The following is an 18108-nucleotide window of genomic DNA, read 5'->3' on the forward strand; positions in this document are numbered from 1 at the left end:
GTAAAATTCTTGCGCATATGTAAATATTAATATTACAAGTAAGAGTAATATCAAGAAATTATCTTTTCTATAATCCTTACTGCTTTTTCAATCTCTTGGAATGAAACGTCCATGTGGGTTACAGCTCTTATCACACCAATTTTTCCTGTGCCGAGATATAAACCATTCTCTCTACATTTAGTTAAGAAATCTTCTACTGATATTTTTTTAGGAGTAAGCATAATAATATTTGTCTGAACACATTTAGTATCAACAAAAAGATTTGGTAATTGTGAAAGTTTATCTGAAAACAATTGCGCTTTATCGTGATCTTCTTTCAATCGTGAAATATTATTTTTAAGAGCATACAATCCTGCCGCAGCAAGAATTCCTACTTGACGCATTCCTCCGCCCCATCCTTTACGTACACGGTAAGCTTGTTTAATAAAATCTTTCGTTCCAGCTATTAATGAACCAATAGGAGCGCCAAGACCTTTAGAAAGACAGCATGATACCGAATCAAAATGTTTTGCATATTCGGCAGGAGAAATTCCGGTTACAACAGAAGCATTCCAAATTCTTGCGCCATCAAGATGAAAATAGAGATTATTTTTTTTTGCTAATAAACTTAGTGCTTTAATATTTTCAATCGGATTAATAGTTCCGCCGGCACGATTGTGTGTGTTTTCAACTTCAATAACTTTTGTTCGAGCCATATAATATGCACTCTCAGGACGGATCAACGGTTCAACTTGTTCAGGTGTAAACACACCGCGAACGCCATCCACTAAACTTAACTGCAATCCGCTCAATGCAGCCGGAGAACCTGACTCATATTGAAAAATGTGAGCATCTTTTTCGCAGATAACTTCATCGCCGGGCTGAGTTAAAACATTTAAGCAAATTTGATTTCCCATTACACCGCTTGGAACATAAAGCGCGGCTTCCTTGCCTAATAACTCTGCAGCATATTTTTCAAGTTCATTTGCAGTCGGATCTTCTTTGTAAACATCGTCACCGACTTCGGCATTATACATTGCTTTGCGCATTGCTTCAGATGGTTTTGTAACCGTATCGCTTCTTAGATCAATAATTTTTTTCATGATTGTTTCTTTTTTCTTGTTAATATTTTTTTAAATATGAAAATCATAATCGTAGCGATAGAAATATAAGAAGAGATCAAAGGAAAAATCCAAGGAAAGCGGGAATAAAAAGTTTGTCCTTCGTTAATTATCACATCGCCAACAAGAATGTCTCGAGTAAAAAGTTTTGTTGATGCTATTGTATTACCAAACGGATCAATAATACAACTAATTCCACCATTGGCAGCACGGATAACAGATTTTCTATTCTCAACGGCACGCAATACGGAAATTTCTTTGTGCTGAAATGGTCCGCTCGAATATCCATACCAACTGTCATTCGTAACAACAGTAATTAAGTTAGCTCCTTTTTGAATAAATCCGGCAACAAATTCAGGATAAATAGATTCAATGCAGATTAGTCCAGCCGGTTTGACAATAGAATTATTCGCTTCACTAAGATCAAACACAACCTGATCTTTACCAACATTCCAACTGGAAATGCCGACTTCCCATTTTATAAAATCACCGAGAAACGGTAACTGTTCAACAAATGGGACATGCTCTCCAAACGGAACGAGTTTTATTTTTCCATACTTTTCAACTTTAAGTGAGAATGGAGTGAACAATAAAATTGAATTGTAAGATGTATATGAGATTCCGCTCTTAGTTTTTTTAGCATCTTTCGGCGCTTCATTTTTATTGAAATAAAAGTTTGCATCCGGCATTCCGGTCATCAAAAAAATATTGTTTGAAGTAACGAACTGATGAATTCTACTAACTTCATAATCATAATTACCAGAAAGCAGATAAACCGGTAATGCAGACTCAGGCCAAACAATTAGTTTTGCTCCTTTATTAATTGCTTGTTCCGACAGCTTAATATAAACATCAAGTTGTGATTCTAAACTTCCCGCTTGCCATTTAGACCATGGATTTAAATTAGGTTGGATTAAACCAACTTTTATTTTTTTGTTGGATTCGTTGAAACTGTTAATTCTTATTAATCCGTAAGTAATTACAAATAAAAAAATTATTAGTGCAGAAGACAAATATTTAAAATTTAATTTCTTCTTTGATTTGAATTCTTTTATTGAGAGATAAAGAAAAACATTTATGAATAAAATTATAAGTGAAAGTCCATAGACTCCGACAATATCAGAAATCTGAATAAAGAGTTGAAAGTACGGCGTGCTGTTACCAAGAGTAAGCCAAGGAAAGCGAAGATCAGTCAAACTGTATAAGAATTCAAAAGAGACCCAATAAAACGGAAAAAGGAAAAGAGCAATATTTTTTCCAAATGATTTTTTTGAAAAATAATAAAGTGTTGTAATGATCAGATAAAAAAACGGATTAAAAAATAAAAGTGCTGCACCAGATATTTTAAGAAAAGTATCTGCTTCTTTTGTCCAGCTTCCTACCCAATACAATGTTATTAAATTGAAGAAGAATAATGTGTAATAAGTAAAGCGGTTTATTGAAAACAAGGATTCTCTTTTTTCTACTACAAATAAAAATGGAATAAAAGAAATAAAACTTAAAAACGGTAAGGGTATGGGCGGGTAAGATAAACCAAGCAAGATTCCGCTTAACAATCCGAGTAATAAATCTTTGTTGCGTTCTTTTTTCTGATCAGGTGTTAGAGGCACTATGTACTTCTTGAAGAAATTCATTTACTCTTTTTCTTTTTCATCCAAAATCTAACCAAAACAAAAATTATAATTACAGCTGTAATTGCAAATATGATCTGAGAATATTCAGAAAGATATTTGTCAACCAATTCAAGATTGTTGCCGAGTTGAATCCCAAGAAAGATCAAAATTGCATTCCAAACAAATGAGCTGACACCGGCATAAATAAATGTACGCATTGGTTTTAATCTGTGAACACCCGAGAAGAAACTAACAACAGCACGCGTACCGGGTAGAAAACGATTAATAAGAATAATATTATACCCATATTTATGAAAAAAACGATCGGCTTTATCGAGTGATTCTTGTTTAATAAATTTAAATTTTCCGGATCGTAAAAGTTTTTCACCAAGGAATTCACCGACAAAATACATTACAATAAAACCGAGTGCACTTCCAACACTTGTAAGCAAAAGAATAGGAATAATTCCTAAAGTTGATTTAGATATTAGTGTTGCACCGACAATAACGACAAAATCGCTTGGCGATGGTGGAAAAATATTTTCTATAAATGCAAAAAAGAAAAGCACGACATAAATTAGTGCGGGATCTAAAGTGCTTATATAAGAGATGATTTGCTGAAGCATTATTTATCTTGTTTGATGAGTAGAACAACAGCTTGTGCAGCGCAACCTTCTTCATGACCGACAAAACCCAATCCTTCGGTTGTTGTAGCTTTCACAGAAATTTGATCTATGGTAATATTCAATATGTTAGCAATTATTTTTCTCATCTCTGGAATGTATGGTGCAAGTTTTGGTTTTTCCAGAAGAATTGTAGAATCAACATTTCCAATTTCGTAATGAAAATCTTTCATAAGATAATAAACATGATTCAGCAATTCTTTGCTGTCTGCATTTTTATATTTTGAATCTGTATTAGGAAAATGAATACCTATATCTCCGAGAGCAAGAGCACCAAGTATTGCATCGCAAATAGCGTGAAGTAGAACATCCGCATCGGAATGCCCGAGTAATCCTTTTCTGTATGGTATTTCAATACCGCCTAAAATTAATTTCCGTCCATCAGCAAACTTATGAACGTCATATCCGAATCCGATCTTATGTTGTAAGTTCAATATCTTATCTCAAATTTTGTGAATTCATTTTTTGGTTCACTCCATCTGATCGAAGCGTTTTTAATATCTGCATGTCTTGGCCCAATTTTCATTTTCTTATACAACTCTTCTATCATTGCAAGTTCACCTTCTACTACAGTGTAAACTTCCCCGCTAAATAAATTCTGAGTAAAACCTTTTAATAAAAGTTGTTCGGCATTCCGTGCAACAAAATATCTAAACCCAACACCCTGAACAAATCCGTTAACTAATATTTCAGCCCTCTGAATTGCCATATTTCTTTTCAAAGAATGAATCAATTACTTCAGATGAAACCAGCCCAAGAAAAATCAATATGCTGCCGACTAAACCAAAGTTAGTGATTTTCTCGTTGAGTAAAAAGAATGCAAAAATCGCTGCAAAGATCGGTTCAAATGAATAGATGATTCCGGCTTTTGTAGGACTAACAACTTTTTGAAATTTAGTCTGTAAACCAATCGTAATAAGCGTTGCACAAATTGCTGTGTATAAAATTCCGAATATTAAATACGAAGAAAAATTAATGTGAAGCGGTTCAATTGAAAATCCAGCCAATAAGAATGATGTTGCCAATGAGAGAACTGCAACTGTTACAATCTGAGTTGTTAGCAGAATCCAATAATCATGCTTAGAAGAAATGATATCAATATAAACTACATGCAAAGCATAAAAAACCGCGCATGCAAGAGTCATTCCGTCGCCAAAATTAAAATTAGCACCAAGTTCACCAAGAAAATTATTTATTGATGAACCTCCGTTCGATAAAAATAATATTCCGATGAATACCAACACGGTCCCGATCTGTGCCCCTTTGGTAGGAAATTTTTTTTCGATTAATGTTTGGAACAGCGGGACCATAACTACTAAGGAACCAGTAATGAATCCGGATTTTGTTGCGCTCGTAAATTTAAGTCCGACCGTTTGAGCAAAAAATCCAAGGAATAAAAGTGTTCCGAGAAAAATTCCGGGTAAGATAGATTCTTTTACAATTTTATGTTTCTTGAAAGATACAATCAGCAACAGAATTGAACCGGCAATACCAAAACGGATAGCAACAAAAAGCATTGTAGAAATATCATTCAACGATTCTTTAACAATAACAAAAGTTGCGCCCCATAAAATCGTCATTAGAAGGAGTGCACCTTCCCCTAAAAATTTACTTTTAGTTCTTTGAGATGGGTTATTCATTCTCAGTATTATAGCCGAAGTTTTTTAACATGTTGGGATTAGAACGCCATTTTTCACGGACTTTAACACGTAGTGCTAGGTAAACTTCGCGCTGTAGAAATTTTTCTATTTCCTTACGTGCCGCTTCTCCAAGTTTCTTTATTGATTCGCCTTTAGCGCCAAGTATGATAGGCTTCTGGCTTTCTTTTTCCACAACGATTACCGCGCTTACATAATCTTTTGCATTTTCCCGTTCAATAAATTCTTCTATGAGAATTTCAGTACTGTAAGGAATTTCTTCCCGGTATCTTTCAAAAACTTTTTCACGTATAATTTCTGTAACAAAGAAGCGTTCGTTTTCATCTGTGATCTGGTCTTCAGGAAAATATTTGGGATGTTCCGGCAGCAGTTCTACAATTGCACCAATTACATTTTCAAGATTGAATCCTTCTTTGGCTGAAATGGGAATTACTTTTTCAAAATTACTCTTTTCAGAATATTGATTAATTAACTTTTCAATATCCGGTTGATTAGATAGATCAATTTTGTTCAACAGTAATATCTTTTTTGTATTGCTTTCTTTAAGTACTGCCTTAACTCGCTCATCCGAAAAAGTTTTCAACCCGCCGGGATCTGAATCCACATCAATAATAACAAGAATTACATCTGAATCTTTTACGGATTGAAAAACATATTCAAGCATTCTTTCTTGAAGCAGATATTCGGGATTAAGAATTCCTGGTGTATCAAGAAAAATAATCTGGTAGTCAGTTGCATTTAGGATCCCAAGAATCCGTTTGCGTGTGGTTTGAGGTTTGTTCGTAATAATAGAAAGTCGCTCTCCAATCAAAGCATTCATCAGCGTTGATTTACCAACATTTGGTTTCCCAATTATCGAAACAAATCCCGATTTAATAGACATAATTATTTATTTTTATTGTGGATGTGAAAATATCGAAAGAAATATAGATACGCCAATAACTGAGATTAACAATTCCGTTTGAGTTTTGGGGATAATTAACGGGAATAACTATTTAATTTATTCTTAAAATTTTTATGCGACTCAAATGTTAAATATACCGTAATAAGTAGAATTAAAGTTAATATCGAAACGACCAACAATACATTTTGATTTGAAAAGAAAGTGTGGAATGCTGTTAAATTTTTTCCGATTACTTCTTTTGCTTTATCCATATACGGAGACATTGTTGATGGACCATTTCCATCATCTATAGACTTAAATGCAGCAACAATAACTCCTAAAACTGCTACAGAGAAAAGCGTAATAATTGTTACAAAGAAATAACTAATCTTGGGCTTAACTGCTTTAGAAGCATTGAAGATTGCCTTCATTACTTTTTCTGAAAAGTTAACAGGTGCGTATTCAATTTCCATTTGCTTCAATGAATTATCAACAAGACGTAATGCTTTTAATCTTGCAAGAACTTCATCATTCTTTTCGATTTCATTTTTTACTTCAGCAAGTTCAAATGATTCTAATTCGCCGTCAATATATTTATTCAAAATTTCATCTGTTAACTTGTTCATAACATTTCCTCCTGATAGTTATGCTTGAGGAGTAAATCCTTCAAAGCATTACGTGAACGATGTAATAAAACTTTTGTATTTACTAATGAAGTCCCCATCACTTGACTAATTTCATTTAGCGAAAGTCCGTCCATATAAAACAATATTACAACAAGAGCCCCTCGAACGGGAAGTTTATCTACCATTTTAAGAATATACTGCCGTACATTGTCTGTAGCACCGTAGATTTCATTATCATAATTGCCAAGATTAAATTCTTCGTCAATCGAACTCATTTCTTGTTCTATCTTTCTTTTCTTAGATGATAAAACTGTTAAACCGGTATTGAAAACTATTTTATAAAGCCATGTTGAAAATTGTGCATCTTTTCTAAAATCTTTTAGACCATTAAATACTTTTAAGAAACTATCTTGAAGAGCTTCTTCTGCATCCAGTTCGTTTTTCAAAATTCTCCGTAATAAAGAAAATGCCCTGTCTTTATATCTATTTACAAGAAGAGAGAAATCAGATACGTTTCCTCTTTTAATAGACTCGATAATTTCGATATCACTTAAGTGTCTCATTACTGCATTAGACTAATAACTTTCTTCCAAGGTTACAATTAAATTGAAAATAATATGTAACCTTTAATGTTTGGACCATGTCAAAAGAAGTGAGATAAATAATTCTCTGTTTAAGATAAGTGAATCATTACATAAGAAAAATAAAATTAGTTGTAACCTTTTAGAAATATTTTAGTCATAATTAATAAATAACCAAGGAGGTATAAAATGCATGGCGGAGACGTAGTAGGAATGGTTTTTTTCTTAGTAACAGGTATTGTAATCGTTACTTTCATTTATTTCCGTTCAAGAGAAAAACAAATGATGATCGAAAAAGGTCTTTCTTACGAGCAGATGGTTGAGCTCTTAAGAACAAAACGCGATCCTTATCTTTTATTAAAGTTGGGAGTGCTAACATTATTCGTCGGACTCGGTTTAGGCGCTGGTTTTCTTTTCAGTAATTGGACCGGTTATGAAGAATGGATTCCATTTAGTATCGTAACAATGACGGGCCTGGGATTCGTTGGAGCTTTTCTTTTAACAAGAAAATTGAAAAACGGAAACGGAAATTGATTTTGTAACGACGGATGGCTTTGCATCTAATAAAAAAGAGGCGCTCAACAGAGCGTCTCTAAGTTTTAAATTAAGCTAACTCTTGTTCTTCAAGCCAATGTTGTGCATCAATTGCAGCCATACAACCGCTACCTGCAGCAGTAACAGCTTGTCTGTAAGTTTTATCTGCAACATCGCCGGCAGCAAAAACTCCCTCAATGTTTGTCTTAGTCGTTCCTGGTTTTACAATTAAATAACCGGTTTCATCCATATCCAAAATCCCATTGAAGAGTGAAGTGTTAGGGTGATGACCAATTGCCATAAAAATTCCGTCTGCCGGAATTTGCCATGTAGAACCGTCTTTTGTGTTTTTAAGAAGCGCACCAATTACAAATTTTTTATTGTCTTCTTCTTTACCAAGCACTTCTTTAATAACTGCATTAGTTATGAATTTAATTTTTGGATTTTTCTTCGTACGGTCATACATAATTTTTGAGGCACGAAATTCATTGCGGCGGTGAATAATTGAAACTTCCGATGCAAATTTTGTCAGATAATTTGCTTCTTCCATCGCGGTGTCACCCCCGCCGACAACCAAAACTTTCAAACCTTTGAAAAAGAAACCATCACAAGTTGCACATGCAGAAACTCCGTAGCCCATATATTTCTTTTCACTTTCAATGTTCAGTAATTTTGCTGATGCACCGGTTGAAATAATTACAGAATCCGCCGTGAATGTTTCGTTTTCCGATTTTACTACCAAAGGGCGATTGGAAAAATCAACTTCAGTTACATTCTTAAAAAAACATTGCGCACCAAACCGTTGAACCTGTTTACGCATAACATCCATTAATTCCGGACCCTGGATTCCATGTTCAAAACCGGGAAAGTTTTCAACTTCTGTTGTAATTGTTAATTGTCCACCGGGCTGCATGCCTTCAAAGACAACCGGATTTAGATTTGCACGTGATGTATAAAGCGCGGCTGTTAACCCTGCCGGACCTGAACCAATTATTATAACTTTATGATGATTATTTGACATTAGTTAATCTCCAAATTTTACTAAACAAAATTACCTAAAATGTGATCAATTTTTATAATTATTAGATGGAATTATTTTGAATCGGATTCTAATTAATGAAGTGAATCAACGGTTTTTCATTATGAACTCAGCATTACGTTTAATGCCGTTTAACTTAGCACGTTTGATAGGGCTTATTTCAAATCGCTTTTTGAAATCTTCAGAATCCATCTCAATAATTTCTCGAAGAGGAATTTCTTTATTCTCATTCGGTTCAAATTTTCTTTCGCGTGTTTGAGTCGGAAATTTTTTATTCCACGGACAAACATCCTGGCAAATATCACAGCCGAAAAGCCAGTCATCAAATTGGTTTTTGAATTCACCGGATATTTCTCCTTTGTTTTCAATGGTTAAGAAGGAAATACATTTATTTGCATCAACAACATATTCATCAACAATAGCATTAGTAGGACAAGCATTAAGGCAAGCTCTGCATGAGCCGCAAAAATCTTCTATTGGTTCATCATAATTAAATTCTTGATTGCAAATAATTGTCGCCAAAAATATCCAGCTTCCCATTTCTCTTGTAATAACATTTGTATGCTTTCCCAACCAACCAATTCCGGATCGAACTGCCCAAGCTTTATCCATTACCGGACCGGTATCAACGTAAGTTAGACAATTAAAAGAAGGATCAATCTCTTTAAGTTGTTCTTCAAGAATTTCTAACTTCTCCCAAATAACTAAGTGATAATCTTTTCCCCAGGCATAGCGGGATACTTTTCCGAAACCTTTTTCATTAGTGTATTTGTGATCGGTATAATAATTTATCGCAAGTGAAATAACACTTTTAGCATTTGGTAAAATATTATTTAAGTTGAATCGTTTTTCAAAGTTGCGTTCCATATAATCCATGGAAGCATGAAATCCTTTACTCAACCATTCTTTTAATTTTTCTGTTTCGTTTTGAAGTAGATCAGCTTTTGCAAATCCGATTAGATCGAATCCTATTTCTTTTGCTTTTTCGATTATTATTTGGTTAGTGAGTTTCATTTTAGAAGTGACTGAGTTTCTGAGTGCCTAAATAACTGAGTTTCTAAGCGCCTTAGAATTATTATTTTTTTCCTTTCCGTCTGTTCCTCATTCTATTTCTTTTACCATCTCAGTTCTCTTTTAAAAACTTTTACAAAAATATCATCGCCAATAACTTTTACTTCATATGAATCTAGACCTTTAATTCCATGAGGAACTTTTCCTGTTTTCAAATTAAACTGCCAGCCATGAGAAGGGCAAGTAACTTTTCCATCTTCAATAAATCCATCATAAATTATCGCCGCTTTTTGATGGATGCAAACATTGCTCAAAGCATAAATTTGTCCTTCAACTTTAAATAAAGCAACATCAACATCATCAACAAAGAACCGTCTCCCGATTTTTTCTTTAAGTTCTGAGTTTTTACAAACTTTAATAAAGCCGTCATTATGTTTCATTAAATCATCTCGGTAAAAACTTGGTCAATCGAAAATCCTCTTTGTGATTCAGCAACAGTTGCCATAATCACTTCGGGATCGTGTTCGAAAAATAATTTCCAATTCTGCTCGATTGCGATAGGAAGAATTTTTTTCTTTTCTTGTACAGTAACAAGCGGCTGTAGATCATAACCCATTACGTATGGAATCGGGATATGAGAAGTGAATGGAAAAAGATCGCCGCAAAACAAAACCGTATTGGATGAATCATGAACTTTTATCATTTGCTGAAAAGATGTGTGTCCGTTAATTGTAAGAAATTCAATCTCATCATCAAATTGAACTTCTCCATCAATAAAGTTTAATAATGCTTCATTGTGTAAAGGCATAAATCTATTTTGAATAAAACTCCCACGGTCACGATCTGTAGGATTTATTGCCCACTCAAAATGTTTCTTCTGAACATAGTATTTTGCATTTGGAAAAGTTGGAATCCAATTACCGTCTTTTAAGTAAGTTGAACCGCCGGTATGATCGAAATGAAGATGAGTTAAAAGAACATCCGTTATTTCATCGGGTTTAATACCAAGTTTATTGAGTGAGTGGGACATAGTGTTTTCAGTTTGGTCCAGCCTGTAGTTTCGTATAAACTTTTCATCCCAGTCAGAACCAATACCTGTGTCAATTAAAATTTTGCGCGAGTCACTTAACAAAAGCAAGTTGCGTGCGTGCAATGTAACTCTGTTCTGCTCATCGGCAGGGTTAAATTTACTCCAGAGCGGTTTAGGAATTATTCCGAACATTGCACCGCCGTCTAATCCGAATACACCGGTTTCTATTACCTTCAATTCATATTTACCAATTTTCATTTTTAGTCTTTATTTTTATTTTGTTGTTGATATCTTTAAGTTAAAGTTACAAATATCTAAGGAAATTTTTATGCTTAACAATATGATAAGAAAATTCATTCATAGTTCAGCGGAATATTTGATTAAGCTTCTATTTATTGCTCTATTGTTGAATGGTTCTATTGCAACAATAATCTATTCTCAACAAAAACAATACAATGAATTAAAGGTAATGACTTTCAATATTCGTTACGGAACAGCAAATGATGGTGAGAACAATTGGGAGTATCGAAAAAATAATGTTGTTGAAACAATTAAGAATTTTAATCCGGATTTGTTTGGATTACAGGAAGCTCTTCAACTTCAGATAGATGAGCTTCTTAAACAGATGCCCAATTATTCCTATGTAGGAGTTGGACGTGATGATGGCAAAAGCGCGGGAGAGCATTCTTGTATCTTTTACTTAAAAGATCGTTTCTCTGTAGATTCGAGCAGTACATTTTGGTTTTCAGAAACGCCGGATGTTATTGCATCTAAAAGCTGGGGCAACAATATCACCCGTATTTGCACGTGGGCTTTATTTCGAGATAAACTTTCCGGCAAATCATTTTACATATTCAACTTACATCTTGATCATGAATCACAACCATCAAGAGAAAAAAGCTCAGAACTTCTTGTTAGAAAGATTAGCCAAAAATCTTTGTCAGTAATTCTAACCGGAGATTTCAACTGCGGGAATGATAATCATGCAATCAAAACAATTCTTTCTCATGGTTTGATTGATTCTTATAGAAAACTTCACAAAAAGAAACCGAATGAAGGAACATTTAATTCATTTAAAGGGGAAACAAACGGAGATAAAATTGATTTTATTTTTGTTACAAAAGAATTTGAAGTAAAAAGATCAGAGATTGTTCGAACTAGTTATAATGGCAAGTATCCTTCAGATCATTTTCCGGTGACTGCAGAAATTAAGTATTAAAAAAAGGGCGACTCGCGGGTCGCCCTAATAAAATCTTAAAGTTAAATTCTAAATGTTATCTTCCTAATCCATCCAAATATTCTTTTCTTTTCAACAGTGTGTCTTTATCCTCCACATGTTTAGGATCCGGAACGCAGCAATCAACGGGACAAACAGCCGCACACTGTGGTTCATCATGGAATCCGACACACTCGGTACATTTATCGGGAACGATATAGAAAAAATCTTTTGAGAAAAATCCATCGGCACCGGAAGGAGCTGCTTTACCTTCTCCGTAATTGTTGCCGGCAAGTTTCCATTCAGCACCGCCTTCATAAATTGCTGTATTTGGGCATTCCGGTTCACATGCGCCGCAATTGATGCATTCATCAGTTATCATGATTGCCATAATTGGCCTCCTTATTTATTAAAAAATTTAATCGTTGAGTTTAATCTTAGGAATTTTGTTCTAAAACATTTGCAGGTCTCGTTCAGAAAAAAAATCATTTAACTCTTAGATTATGGGTTCAATAATTTCAAATCTATAGAAATTACTATCAATACGGTTGAAATAATACTAAAACAAGGTTAGAACTTCAAGACAAATTGGGCTTTTGAATTAATATTTTACCAGCTTCCGCTTGCTCCGCCGCCGCCAAAACCACCGCCACCCCCCGAAAATCCGCCAAAACCGCCGCCACCACCAGATCCCCATCCACCGCTACTACGACTGCCTCCCATTGAACCTAATATTATCCAAGGTAAAATTCCACCACCTCCACCTTTCCCTCCTTTTCTAAAAATGGAAGAGATGATTATGAAAAGGATTATTACAAAGATGAAAGGAAATCCTGTACCGGTACCCTTTCCTCTTTTACCTCCATCTCCTTGATATTCACCGCGCGTTGCTAATGATATTGCATTTATTCCGGCGGCAATCCCCGAATAATAATCACCCTGCTTAAAATAGGGACGGACTTCATTTCTAAGAATCGAGTTGGTAAGTGCATCCGGTAAAGTTCCTTCCAATCCGTAACCGACTTCAATTCTCATCTTGCGGTCATCCTTGGCAATAAAAAAAAGAACCCCATTATTATTTTTCTTTGAACCGATCTGATTTTTTGTTGCTGTTTGATATGTAAAATCTTCTAATGAAGCTCCATTAAGAGCAGAGATCATAAGAAATACAATTTGGTTGGAAGTTGAATCGTCAAATTTTTTAAGTGCTGTATTAAAAGTGTAGAGCTCGGAGCTTGATAATGTATTAGTAAAATCATTTGCATAATTTTTTAATACCGGAAACTCTATCTGAGCTTTCAGAAATAAAATAGGTAAGAATAAAAAGAAAATTATTTTTTTCATCAATTGTCCACTCTGCGTTCTAAACTCTTCACTTTATTTTCTTAAAACTGTACTTTTGGTGCTTGTTCTGAACCGACTGCTGCTTTGAAATATTCTTTTTCCTTAAAGCCGCCGAAGTTTGCAATTATTACACCGGGAAATTTCTTTATTGCAGTATTAAATTCAGCTGCAATCTGATTATATTTTTGTCTTTCTACAGTAATCCGATTTTCAGTACCTTCAAGTTGTTGCTGTAGAGTTTGAAAATTCTCACTCGCTTTCAGTTGGGGATAATTTTCGGATACAACTAATAATCGCGATAACGCACTTCCCAAACCATCTTGAGCAGCTTGGAATTTTTGAATCATTGCAGGGTCGCTAAGCTGATCGGATGTGAGTTTAATCTGTCCAACTTTTGCACGGGCCTCTGTTACTGCTGTATAGGTTTCTTTTTCGAAGTTAGCAACACCTTTAACTGTTGCAACTAAATTTGGAACGAGATCGGCTCTTCTTTGATAAACATTTTCCACCTGGCCCCAGGCAGATTTTACGTTTTCATTCATTCCAACAAAACCATTGTATTTTCGTGTGACATAAGAAACCGTAAGAATAATAAAAACGACTAGCACACCAAGAATCCCCAAACCGATCTTAAGACCTTTGCTCATTTGTCCTCCTTTTATCTTGAAACTTTTTTCTGAATACTTATTTTAATTAGTAAGACTTCTCATCGGAGCGGGAATTCTTCCACCTCTACCGACAAATCCTGCACAGCTTATTGTTCTTACTTCCATGATTGGTGCTTTACCCAAGAGTCCGCCGTAATCAACAAAGTCTCCGATCTTCTTTCCGTAGGCGGGAATAATTCTTACCGCCGTTGTTTTATCATTAATTATTCCAATGGCGGCTTCATCAGCAATTATTCCTGCAATAGTTGTAGCAGAAGTATCGCCAGGCACTGCAATCATATCAAGTCCAACTGAACAAACAGCCGTCATAGCTTCTAATTTTTCCAGTGAAAGATTTCCTGCCTGAACTGCGCGGATCATTCCCATATCTTCACTAACCGGAATAAACGCACCGCTCATTCCACCGACAGAAGAACTTGCCATCAAGCCGGCTTTCTTAACCGAATCATTCAACATAGCGAGAGCAGCAGTTGTTCCGGGCGCACCAACATCTTCAATGCCCATCGCTTTCAAAATATCTGCTATACTGTCACCTTCAGCAGGTGTAGGCGCTAAAGAAATATCTACGATTCCAAATGGAATTCTATTTTTCTCTGCGACTTTTCTTCCGATCAATTCTCCAGCACGTGTGATTTTAAAAATAGTTTTTTTGATCACTTCCGAAAGCTGCTGCAGATCAACATTTCCAGCTTCACGGATAGCTTCCAATACAACTCCGGGACCGCTGATACCAACATTCAAAACAATTTCCGGTTCACTTACACCGTGGAATGCACCGGCAACAAACGGATTATCTTCAACTGCATTTGCAAAAACCACAAGTTTGGCACAACCGATCGAATCGTTATCTTTTGTTTTTTCCGCAGTTAGTTTTATTGCCTCCGCCATCATCATCACTGCGTCCATATTAATGCCGGCTTTGGTAGAACCTATATTAACGCTTGAGCAGACTCTTTTTGTTTGTGAAAGTGCAAATGGAATTGATTTTATTAGTTCCAGTTCACCGTTGGTCATTCCTTTTTGAACAAGTGCTGTGAATCCGGCAATATAGTCTATACCGATTTCTTCGGCAACTTTATCAAGAGTCTTTGCAATTTCAATAAATTCTTCTGCGTTACAAGCATCGAATGGAATTGAAATTGGTGTTACAGATATACGCTTATTTGCAATTGAAATTCCGTATTGTGATTCCACTTCTTTAGCAAGTTTTACATGCTGTTTTCCGTATCGAAGAATCTTATCATATATTTTTTGTTTAGTCACTTCAATATTTCTATCATGGCAATCTCTCAAACTAATTCCCATCGTTACAGTTCTAATATCGAAATGCTCGATCTCAGTCATTCGGATAGTTTCAAGTATTTCTCCAAACTCATAAGGCATGATTTGCAAATCCTATTTGTAATCGTGAAATTTAAGACGTGAAAAGTGAAACGTTAAAAGATTTATTCGTTTGACGTTTGACATTTCACTTTTGATAATCATATTCTGTGCATAAAACGGAAAACATCCTCGTGCTGCAAATAAATTTTTATTTTCAGCAATTCAGCAATTTTATTCATCTCTTCTTGAATTTCTTTTAAATCTTTTTGCGAAGTGGAAATATCAATTACCATAATCATTGTAAAAAAATCGCCGAGAATTTTTTGACTAAGATCTTGAATATCACAATTTGCATCACCAAGTGCTTTAGTTACACCCGCCACTATGCCGGGATGATTCAAACCAAATGATGTTAAAATTACACGACCTGATGAGACATCACTTTTATCAAATTTGTAATCGCCGCCCATTGATTCAACTCGTCTACGTACCAATTCTTTTACTGCTTCCGGAGTAGCTTTATCTCCTAATTCACTAATTGCTTCAAATGTAATTTTTCTTACTTCTTCTTCTGAAAACTTCACGGTTTGACACCCTTATATTCGTTCTGAAGATAACGCAAAGATTTATTTGAGATTTCTAAATTTTTCTCGAGTGCAAATTCTTCCGCGTTTTGAATGGCTCCTCTATAGAAACGAAGCCAAACTAATTCTGCTACTACAACTCCGTCAAACACTCGATCTTCTATGAATGAACTGACCGTCCAATACCCGGAAAGTAAATTCCAACCTAATGACATTAATCCGGATAAGAATTTGCCGCTATAAATTGCTCCCGCACCAGGCAAAATATATGAAATTACCTTTGCAAATGTTACAGAAACTTTAGCTTTGTCCGTTCGCTCAGCAAGTATTTTTAATTCATGGTTGGAATTAATTTTAGCAAAAGATTTGGCGGCAGCTTCCCAATTATCCGCAAAGATATAAGTCCATCCTCTCCAATAATTGATTTGATCGCTCTTTTCACTAAATCGTTGATCTTTTTCAAGTTCATCACAAAGTTGCAGCGCTCGGTCGGTTGTTCTTCTTAAAATATTCGTTCGGATAATTTGTGTTTTTGAATCGCAATATTCATCATCGTTACGAGCACTGAGCTCTGCAAAAGAAAAATATTTTATCTCTTCATCATATTTAGCCCCGGCTTTGTAACATTCTCCAATTTTATAATTTGATTCGTAATTGAATGTTTTAGTTGAATCGAAAAATTGAAGACGTTTATACTCAGTAATTGCATCGTAGTATTGTTTGCTGTTAAATAGATTATTAGCATAATCAAACTGAATTGACAAATGATCTTGTGCTTTTACTGTAAATAAAAATGTTGATAGAAAGAATATTATTGTAACCCGGATTTTCATATTAGTAATCAACCTTGGGTAAAAAATAATTTCTTTGTTCGAAAAATAGTTTTACTTCCTTATCAAAATTGAATTGAATTCTTGCATTATAAATTTGCGCCGATGCAGCTGAGCCGTAAATATTCCCGGCATAGAAAAAAGCTGCCAGTCCGCTAAACAACCATCCTCTGAATTGATGATCAGCATTGAAATTTGCAACTGCCAGATATGTTGTTAATGCAGTTACAATTAATGAAGTTACCCCATCACCAACTTCTCCGGTATATATTTTACCGGCTCCGGGTATTAACGCAGACAAAATTACAGCGGTTGTAGGGCTTTTGTGCTGTGGATATTTCTTCTGTTGATAAAAATTTATCAGTTGAGACTGAACCGAGTCGGGAAAATTTTTTAATACAACATTTTCATCCGGCAGAATTGAAGTATCAAGAAAGTATGATGTGTATTTTAATCGCTCAATATCTTTTCCGTACTGTGAAGAATTAAAATTCTTTTCTTCCGCAAGCTCACGAAATAATTTATAATCCTTCTGAAAAAAGATAGTTTCATAAAATAACAATCGGGCTTCTTCAGATAATTGCGAACCGAAAAATAATCCCTTAAAATTATCTGCCGCTTCAGTATAACGTCCAATTTTAAAATAGCTATTGGCTAATCTGAATACTATTGTATCATTGTATACACTCTTCAAATAAACTTTGAATTCATCTGCAGCTCGTAAATAATCTTTATCCTTATAAAGATAGTTTCCAAATTGCAGTCTATTGTGTGGAGAGAAAAAATTTCGATTGTTAGCTGACAATTGACAGTTGTGAGTAGTTAGTGGGACAATAAATAATAATACTGTAATTAAAAAACGATAGGCAATTTTAGTTCTCAATATCACGGCCAGAATAGAATTTTATTTTTTTAGAATAAAGTGTATAGTTATAAGCAGGGTCAAAAAATTTATTAGATGAAAGCAACAGGTAATGATTCATTCCTTTAAAAAAATTTAAGTCCCGTGTAAAACGGTCTGCGAACATCAACGTTCCTTTAAAAATACTTGTTTCTTTAACTGACTGAAGAAAAAATGCTGAGCACGATGGTTCGAAAGGACAATTATCGCCATCCAAATCAGATATAAAAAAGTAATATGTGTCTCGCATAACCGAAAGCAATGTCATTCCCAAACTAGATTTATCAACTGTATAATCATGATGATGAGTGGCAAGAAGTTCGTAAAAAGTTTCTTTACCTTCCCACTTTACCCAATCAGTTTGTGCATTAAGATTATATGTAGAACTGAATAAGAATAAATAAATACAAATGCTTAATGCTTTTCCAACTTTGAATCTTTTCACATTATTCCTAAAAAATAATCACTCAGGCACTTAGGCACC

The 18108-nt window shown here is 34.7% G+C and carries 23 protein-coding genes; 2 read left to right on the forward strand and 21 right to left on the reverse strand.

The window, feature by feature from the left end; genetic code table 11:
• Positions 1–50 precede the first annotated feature (50 nt).
• The 9 genes from NTZ27_12805 to NTZ27_12845 all read right to left on the reverse strand — a co-directional run bounded on the left by NTZ27_12805 (position 51) and on the right by NTZ27_12845 (position 7126).
• Positions 51–1082 (reverse strand): beta-eliminating lyase-related protein, encoded by a 1032-nt coding sequence (locus tag NTZ27_12805; GenBank protein ID MCX6175625.1) that lies wholly within the window; start codon positions 1080–1082, stop codon positions 51–53.
• Positions 1079–2710, reverse strand: a complete 1632-nt coding sequence (lnt, locus tag NTZ27_12810) for an apolipoprotein N-acyltransferase (protein MCX6175626.1) — start codon at positions 2708–2710, stop codon at positions 1079–1081. The genes NTZ27_12805 and lnt overlap by 4 nt, the downstream gene beginning before the upstream one ends.
• A gap of 20 nt (positions 2711–2730) precedes the next feature.
• Positions 2731–3339, reverse strand: coding sequence for a DedA family protein (locus NTZ27_12815; protein ID MCX6175627.1), 609 nt, complete (start codon positions 3337–3339; stop codon positions 2731–2733).
• Positions 3339–3830 carry a 2-C-methyl-D-erythritol 2,4-cyclodiphosphate synthase gene (ispF, locus tag NTZ27_12820; GenBank protein ID MCX6175628.1) on the reverse strand — a complete coding sequence of 164 codons (492 nt, stop codon included), beginning with the start codon at positions 3828–3830 and terminating at the stop codon, positions 3339–3341. Before ispF ends, NTZ27_12815 begins: the two co-directional genes overlap by 1 nt.
• On the reverse strand, positions 3827–4105 hold the full coding sequence (locus tag NTZ27_12825) for an acylphosphatase (GenBank protein ID MCX6175629.1): 279 nt from the start codon (positions 4103–4105) through the stop codon (positions 3827–3829). Before NTZ27_12825 ends, ispF begins: the two co-directional genes overlap by 4 nt.
• Positions 4086–5036, reverse strand: coding sequence for a DMT family transporter (locus NTZ27_12830; GenBank protein MCX6175630.1), 951 nt, complete (start codon positions 5034–5036; stop codon positions 4086–4088). The genes NTZ27_12825 and NTZ27_12830 overlap by 20 nt, the downstream gene beginning before the upstream one ends.
• Positions 5029–5937: a GTPase Era gene (era, locus tag NTZ27_12835; protein ID MCX6175631.1), complete on the reverse strand. Its 909-nt coding sequence runs from the start codon at positions 5935–5937 to the stop codon at positions 5029–5031. The genes NTZ27_12830 and era overlap by 8 nt, the downstream gene beginning before the upstream one ends.
• 95 nt (positions 5938–6032) lie before the next feature.
• Positions 6033–6563 carry a hypothetical protein gene (locus NTZ27_12840; GenBank protein ID MCX6175632.1) on the reverse strand — a complete coding sequence of 177 codons (531 nt, stop codon included), beginning with the start codon at positions 6561–6563 and terminating at the stop codon, positions 6033–6035.
• Positions 6560–7126 (reverse strand): sigma-70 family RNA polymerase sigma factor, encoded by a 567-nt coding sequence (locus NTZ27_12845; protein ID MCX6175633.1) that lies wholly within the window; start codon positions 7124–7126, stop codon positions 6560–6562. The genes NTZ27_12840 and NTZ27_12845 overlap by 4 nt, the downstream gene beginning before the upstream one ends.
• A gap of 207 nt (positions 7127–7333) precedes the next feature.
• On the opposite strand from NTZ27_12845, the gene NTZ27_12850 reads away from it, so the two are divergent.
• Positions 7334–7678, forward strand: coding sequence for a hypothetical protein (locus NTZ27_12850; GenBank protein ID MCX6175634.1), 345 nt, complete (start codon positions 7334–7336; stop codon positions 7676–7678).
• A 70-nt stretch (positions 7679–7748) separates the two neighbouring features.
• Here NTZ27_12850 and trxB read toward each other — a convergent pair whose 3' ends face one another.
• The 4 genes from trxB to NTZ27_12870 form a co-directional block, all read right to left on the reverse strand.
• Entirely contained in the window at positions 7749–8699 is a 951-nt protein-coding gene (trxB, locus tag NTZ27_12855) for a thioredoxin-disulfide reductase (protein ID MCX6175635.1), read from the reverse strand.
• A gap of 105 nt (positions 8700–8804) precedes the next feature.
• A complete protein-coding gene (queG, locus tag NTZ27_12860) occupies positions 8805–9731 on the reverse strand; it encodes a tRNA epoxyqueuosine(34) reductase QueG (protein MCX6175636.1) in 927 nt (308 codons plus the stop codon).
• 101 nt (positions 9732–9832) lie between these two features.
• Positions 9833–10168 (reverse strand): Rieske 2Fe-2S domain-containing protein, encoded by a 336-nt coding sequence (locus NTZ27_12865; GenBank protein ID MCX6175637.1) that lies wholly within the window; start codon positions 10166–10168, stop codon positions 9833–9835.
• Positions 10168–11016: an MBL fold metallo-hydrolase gene (locus NTZ27_12870; protein ID MCX6175638.1), complete on the reverse strand. Its 849-nt coding sequence runs from the start codon at positions 11014–11016 to the stop codon at positions 10168–10170. The genes NTZ27_12865 and NTZ27_12870 overlap by 1 nt, the downstream gene beginning before the upstream one ends.
• Positions 11017–11086: 70 nt before the next feature.
• Here NTZ27_12870 and NTZ27_12875 point away from each other — a divergent pair, with 70 nt between their 5' ends.
• Positions 11087–11977, forward strand: a complete 891-nt coding sequence (locus tag NTZ27_12875; protein ID MCX6175639.1) for an endonuclease/exonuclease/phosphatase family protein — start codon at positions 11087–11089, stop codon at positions 11975–11977.
• 55 nt (positions 11978–12032) lie between these two features.
• Here the strand turns inward: NTZ27_12875 and NTZ27_12880 are convergent, their stop codons facing one another.
• From NTZ27_12880 to yidD, 8 genes are all read right to left on the reverse strand, one after another.
• Positions 12033–12365 (reverse strand): 4Fe-4S dicluster domain-containing protein, encoded by a 333-nt coding sequence (locus tag NTZ27_12880; GenBank protein MCX6175640.1) that lies wholly within the window; start codon positions 12363–12365, stop codon positions 12033–12035.
• Between the two features lie 218 nt (positions 12366–12583).
• A complete protein-coding gene (locus NTZ27_12885; GenBank protein ID MCX6175641.1) occupies positions 12584–13318 on the reverse strand; it encodes a TPM domain-containing protein in 735 nt (244 codons plus the stop codon).
• Positions 13319–13359: 41 nt separating this feature from the next.
• Positions 13360–13965 carry a LemA family protein gene (locus tag NTZ27_12890; GenBank protein ID MCX6175642.1) on the reverse strand — a complete coding sequence of 202 codons (606 nt, stop codon included), beginning with the start codon at positions 13963–13965 and terminating at the stop codon, positions 13360–13362.
• 42 nt (positions 13966–14007) lie between these two features.
• Complete coding sequence (locus NTZ27_12895) at positions 14008–15369, reverse strand: PFL family protein (GenBank protein ID MCX6175643.1); 1362 nt, start codon at positions 15367–15369, stop codon at positions 14008–14010.
• Between the two features lie 98 nt (positions 15370–15467).
• Positions 15468–15893 carry an ACT domain-containing protein gene (locus tag NTZ27_12900; protein MCX6175644.1) on the reverse strand — a complete coding sequence of 142 codons (426 nt, stop codon included), beginning with the start codon at positions 15891–15893 and terminating at the stop codon, positions 15468–15470.
• Positions 15890–16726 (reverse strand): hypothetical protein, encoded by an 837-nt coding sequence (locus NTZ27_12905; protein MCX6175645.1) that lies wholly within the window; start codon positions 16724–16726, stop codon positions 15890–15892. Before NTZ27_12905 ends, NTZ27_12900 begins: the two co-directional genes overlap by 4 nt.
• A gap of 1 nt (position 16727) precedes the next feature.
• The gene (locus NTZ27_12910; GenBank protein ID MCX6175646.1) at positions 16728–17606 is read right to left on the reverse strand and encodes a hypothetical protein; all 879 of its coding nucleotides are present in this window, start codon (positions 17604–17606) and stop codon (positions 16728–16730) included.
• A complete protein-coding gene (gene yidD / locus NTZ27_12915; GenBank protein MCX6175647.1) occupies positions 17596–18069 on the reverse strand; it encodes a membrane protein insertion efficiency factor YidD in 474 nt (157 codons plus the stop codon). The genes NTZ27_12910 and yidD overlap by 11 nt, the downstream gene beginning before the upstream one ends.
• Positions 18070–18108 lie beyond the last annotated feature (39 nt).

The sequence above is a fragment of the Ignavibacteriales bacterium genome (assembly GCA_026390775.1).
In the GTDB taxonomy this organism is placed as follows: Bacteria; Bacteroidota; Ignavibacteria; order Ignavibacteriales; family Melioribacteraceae; genus Fen-1258.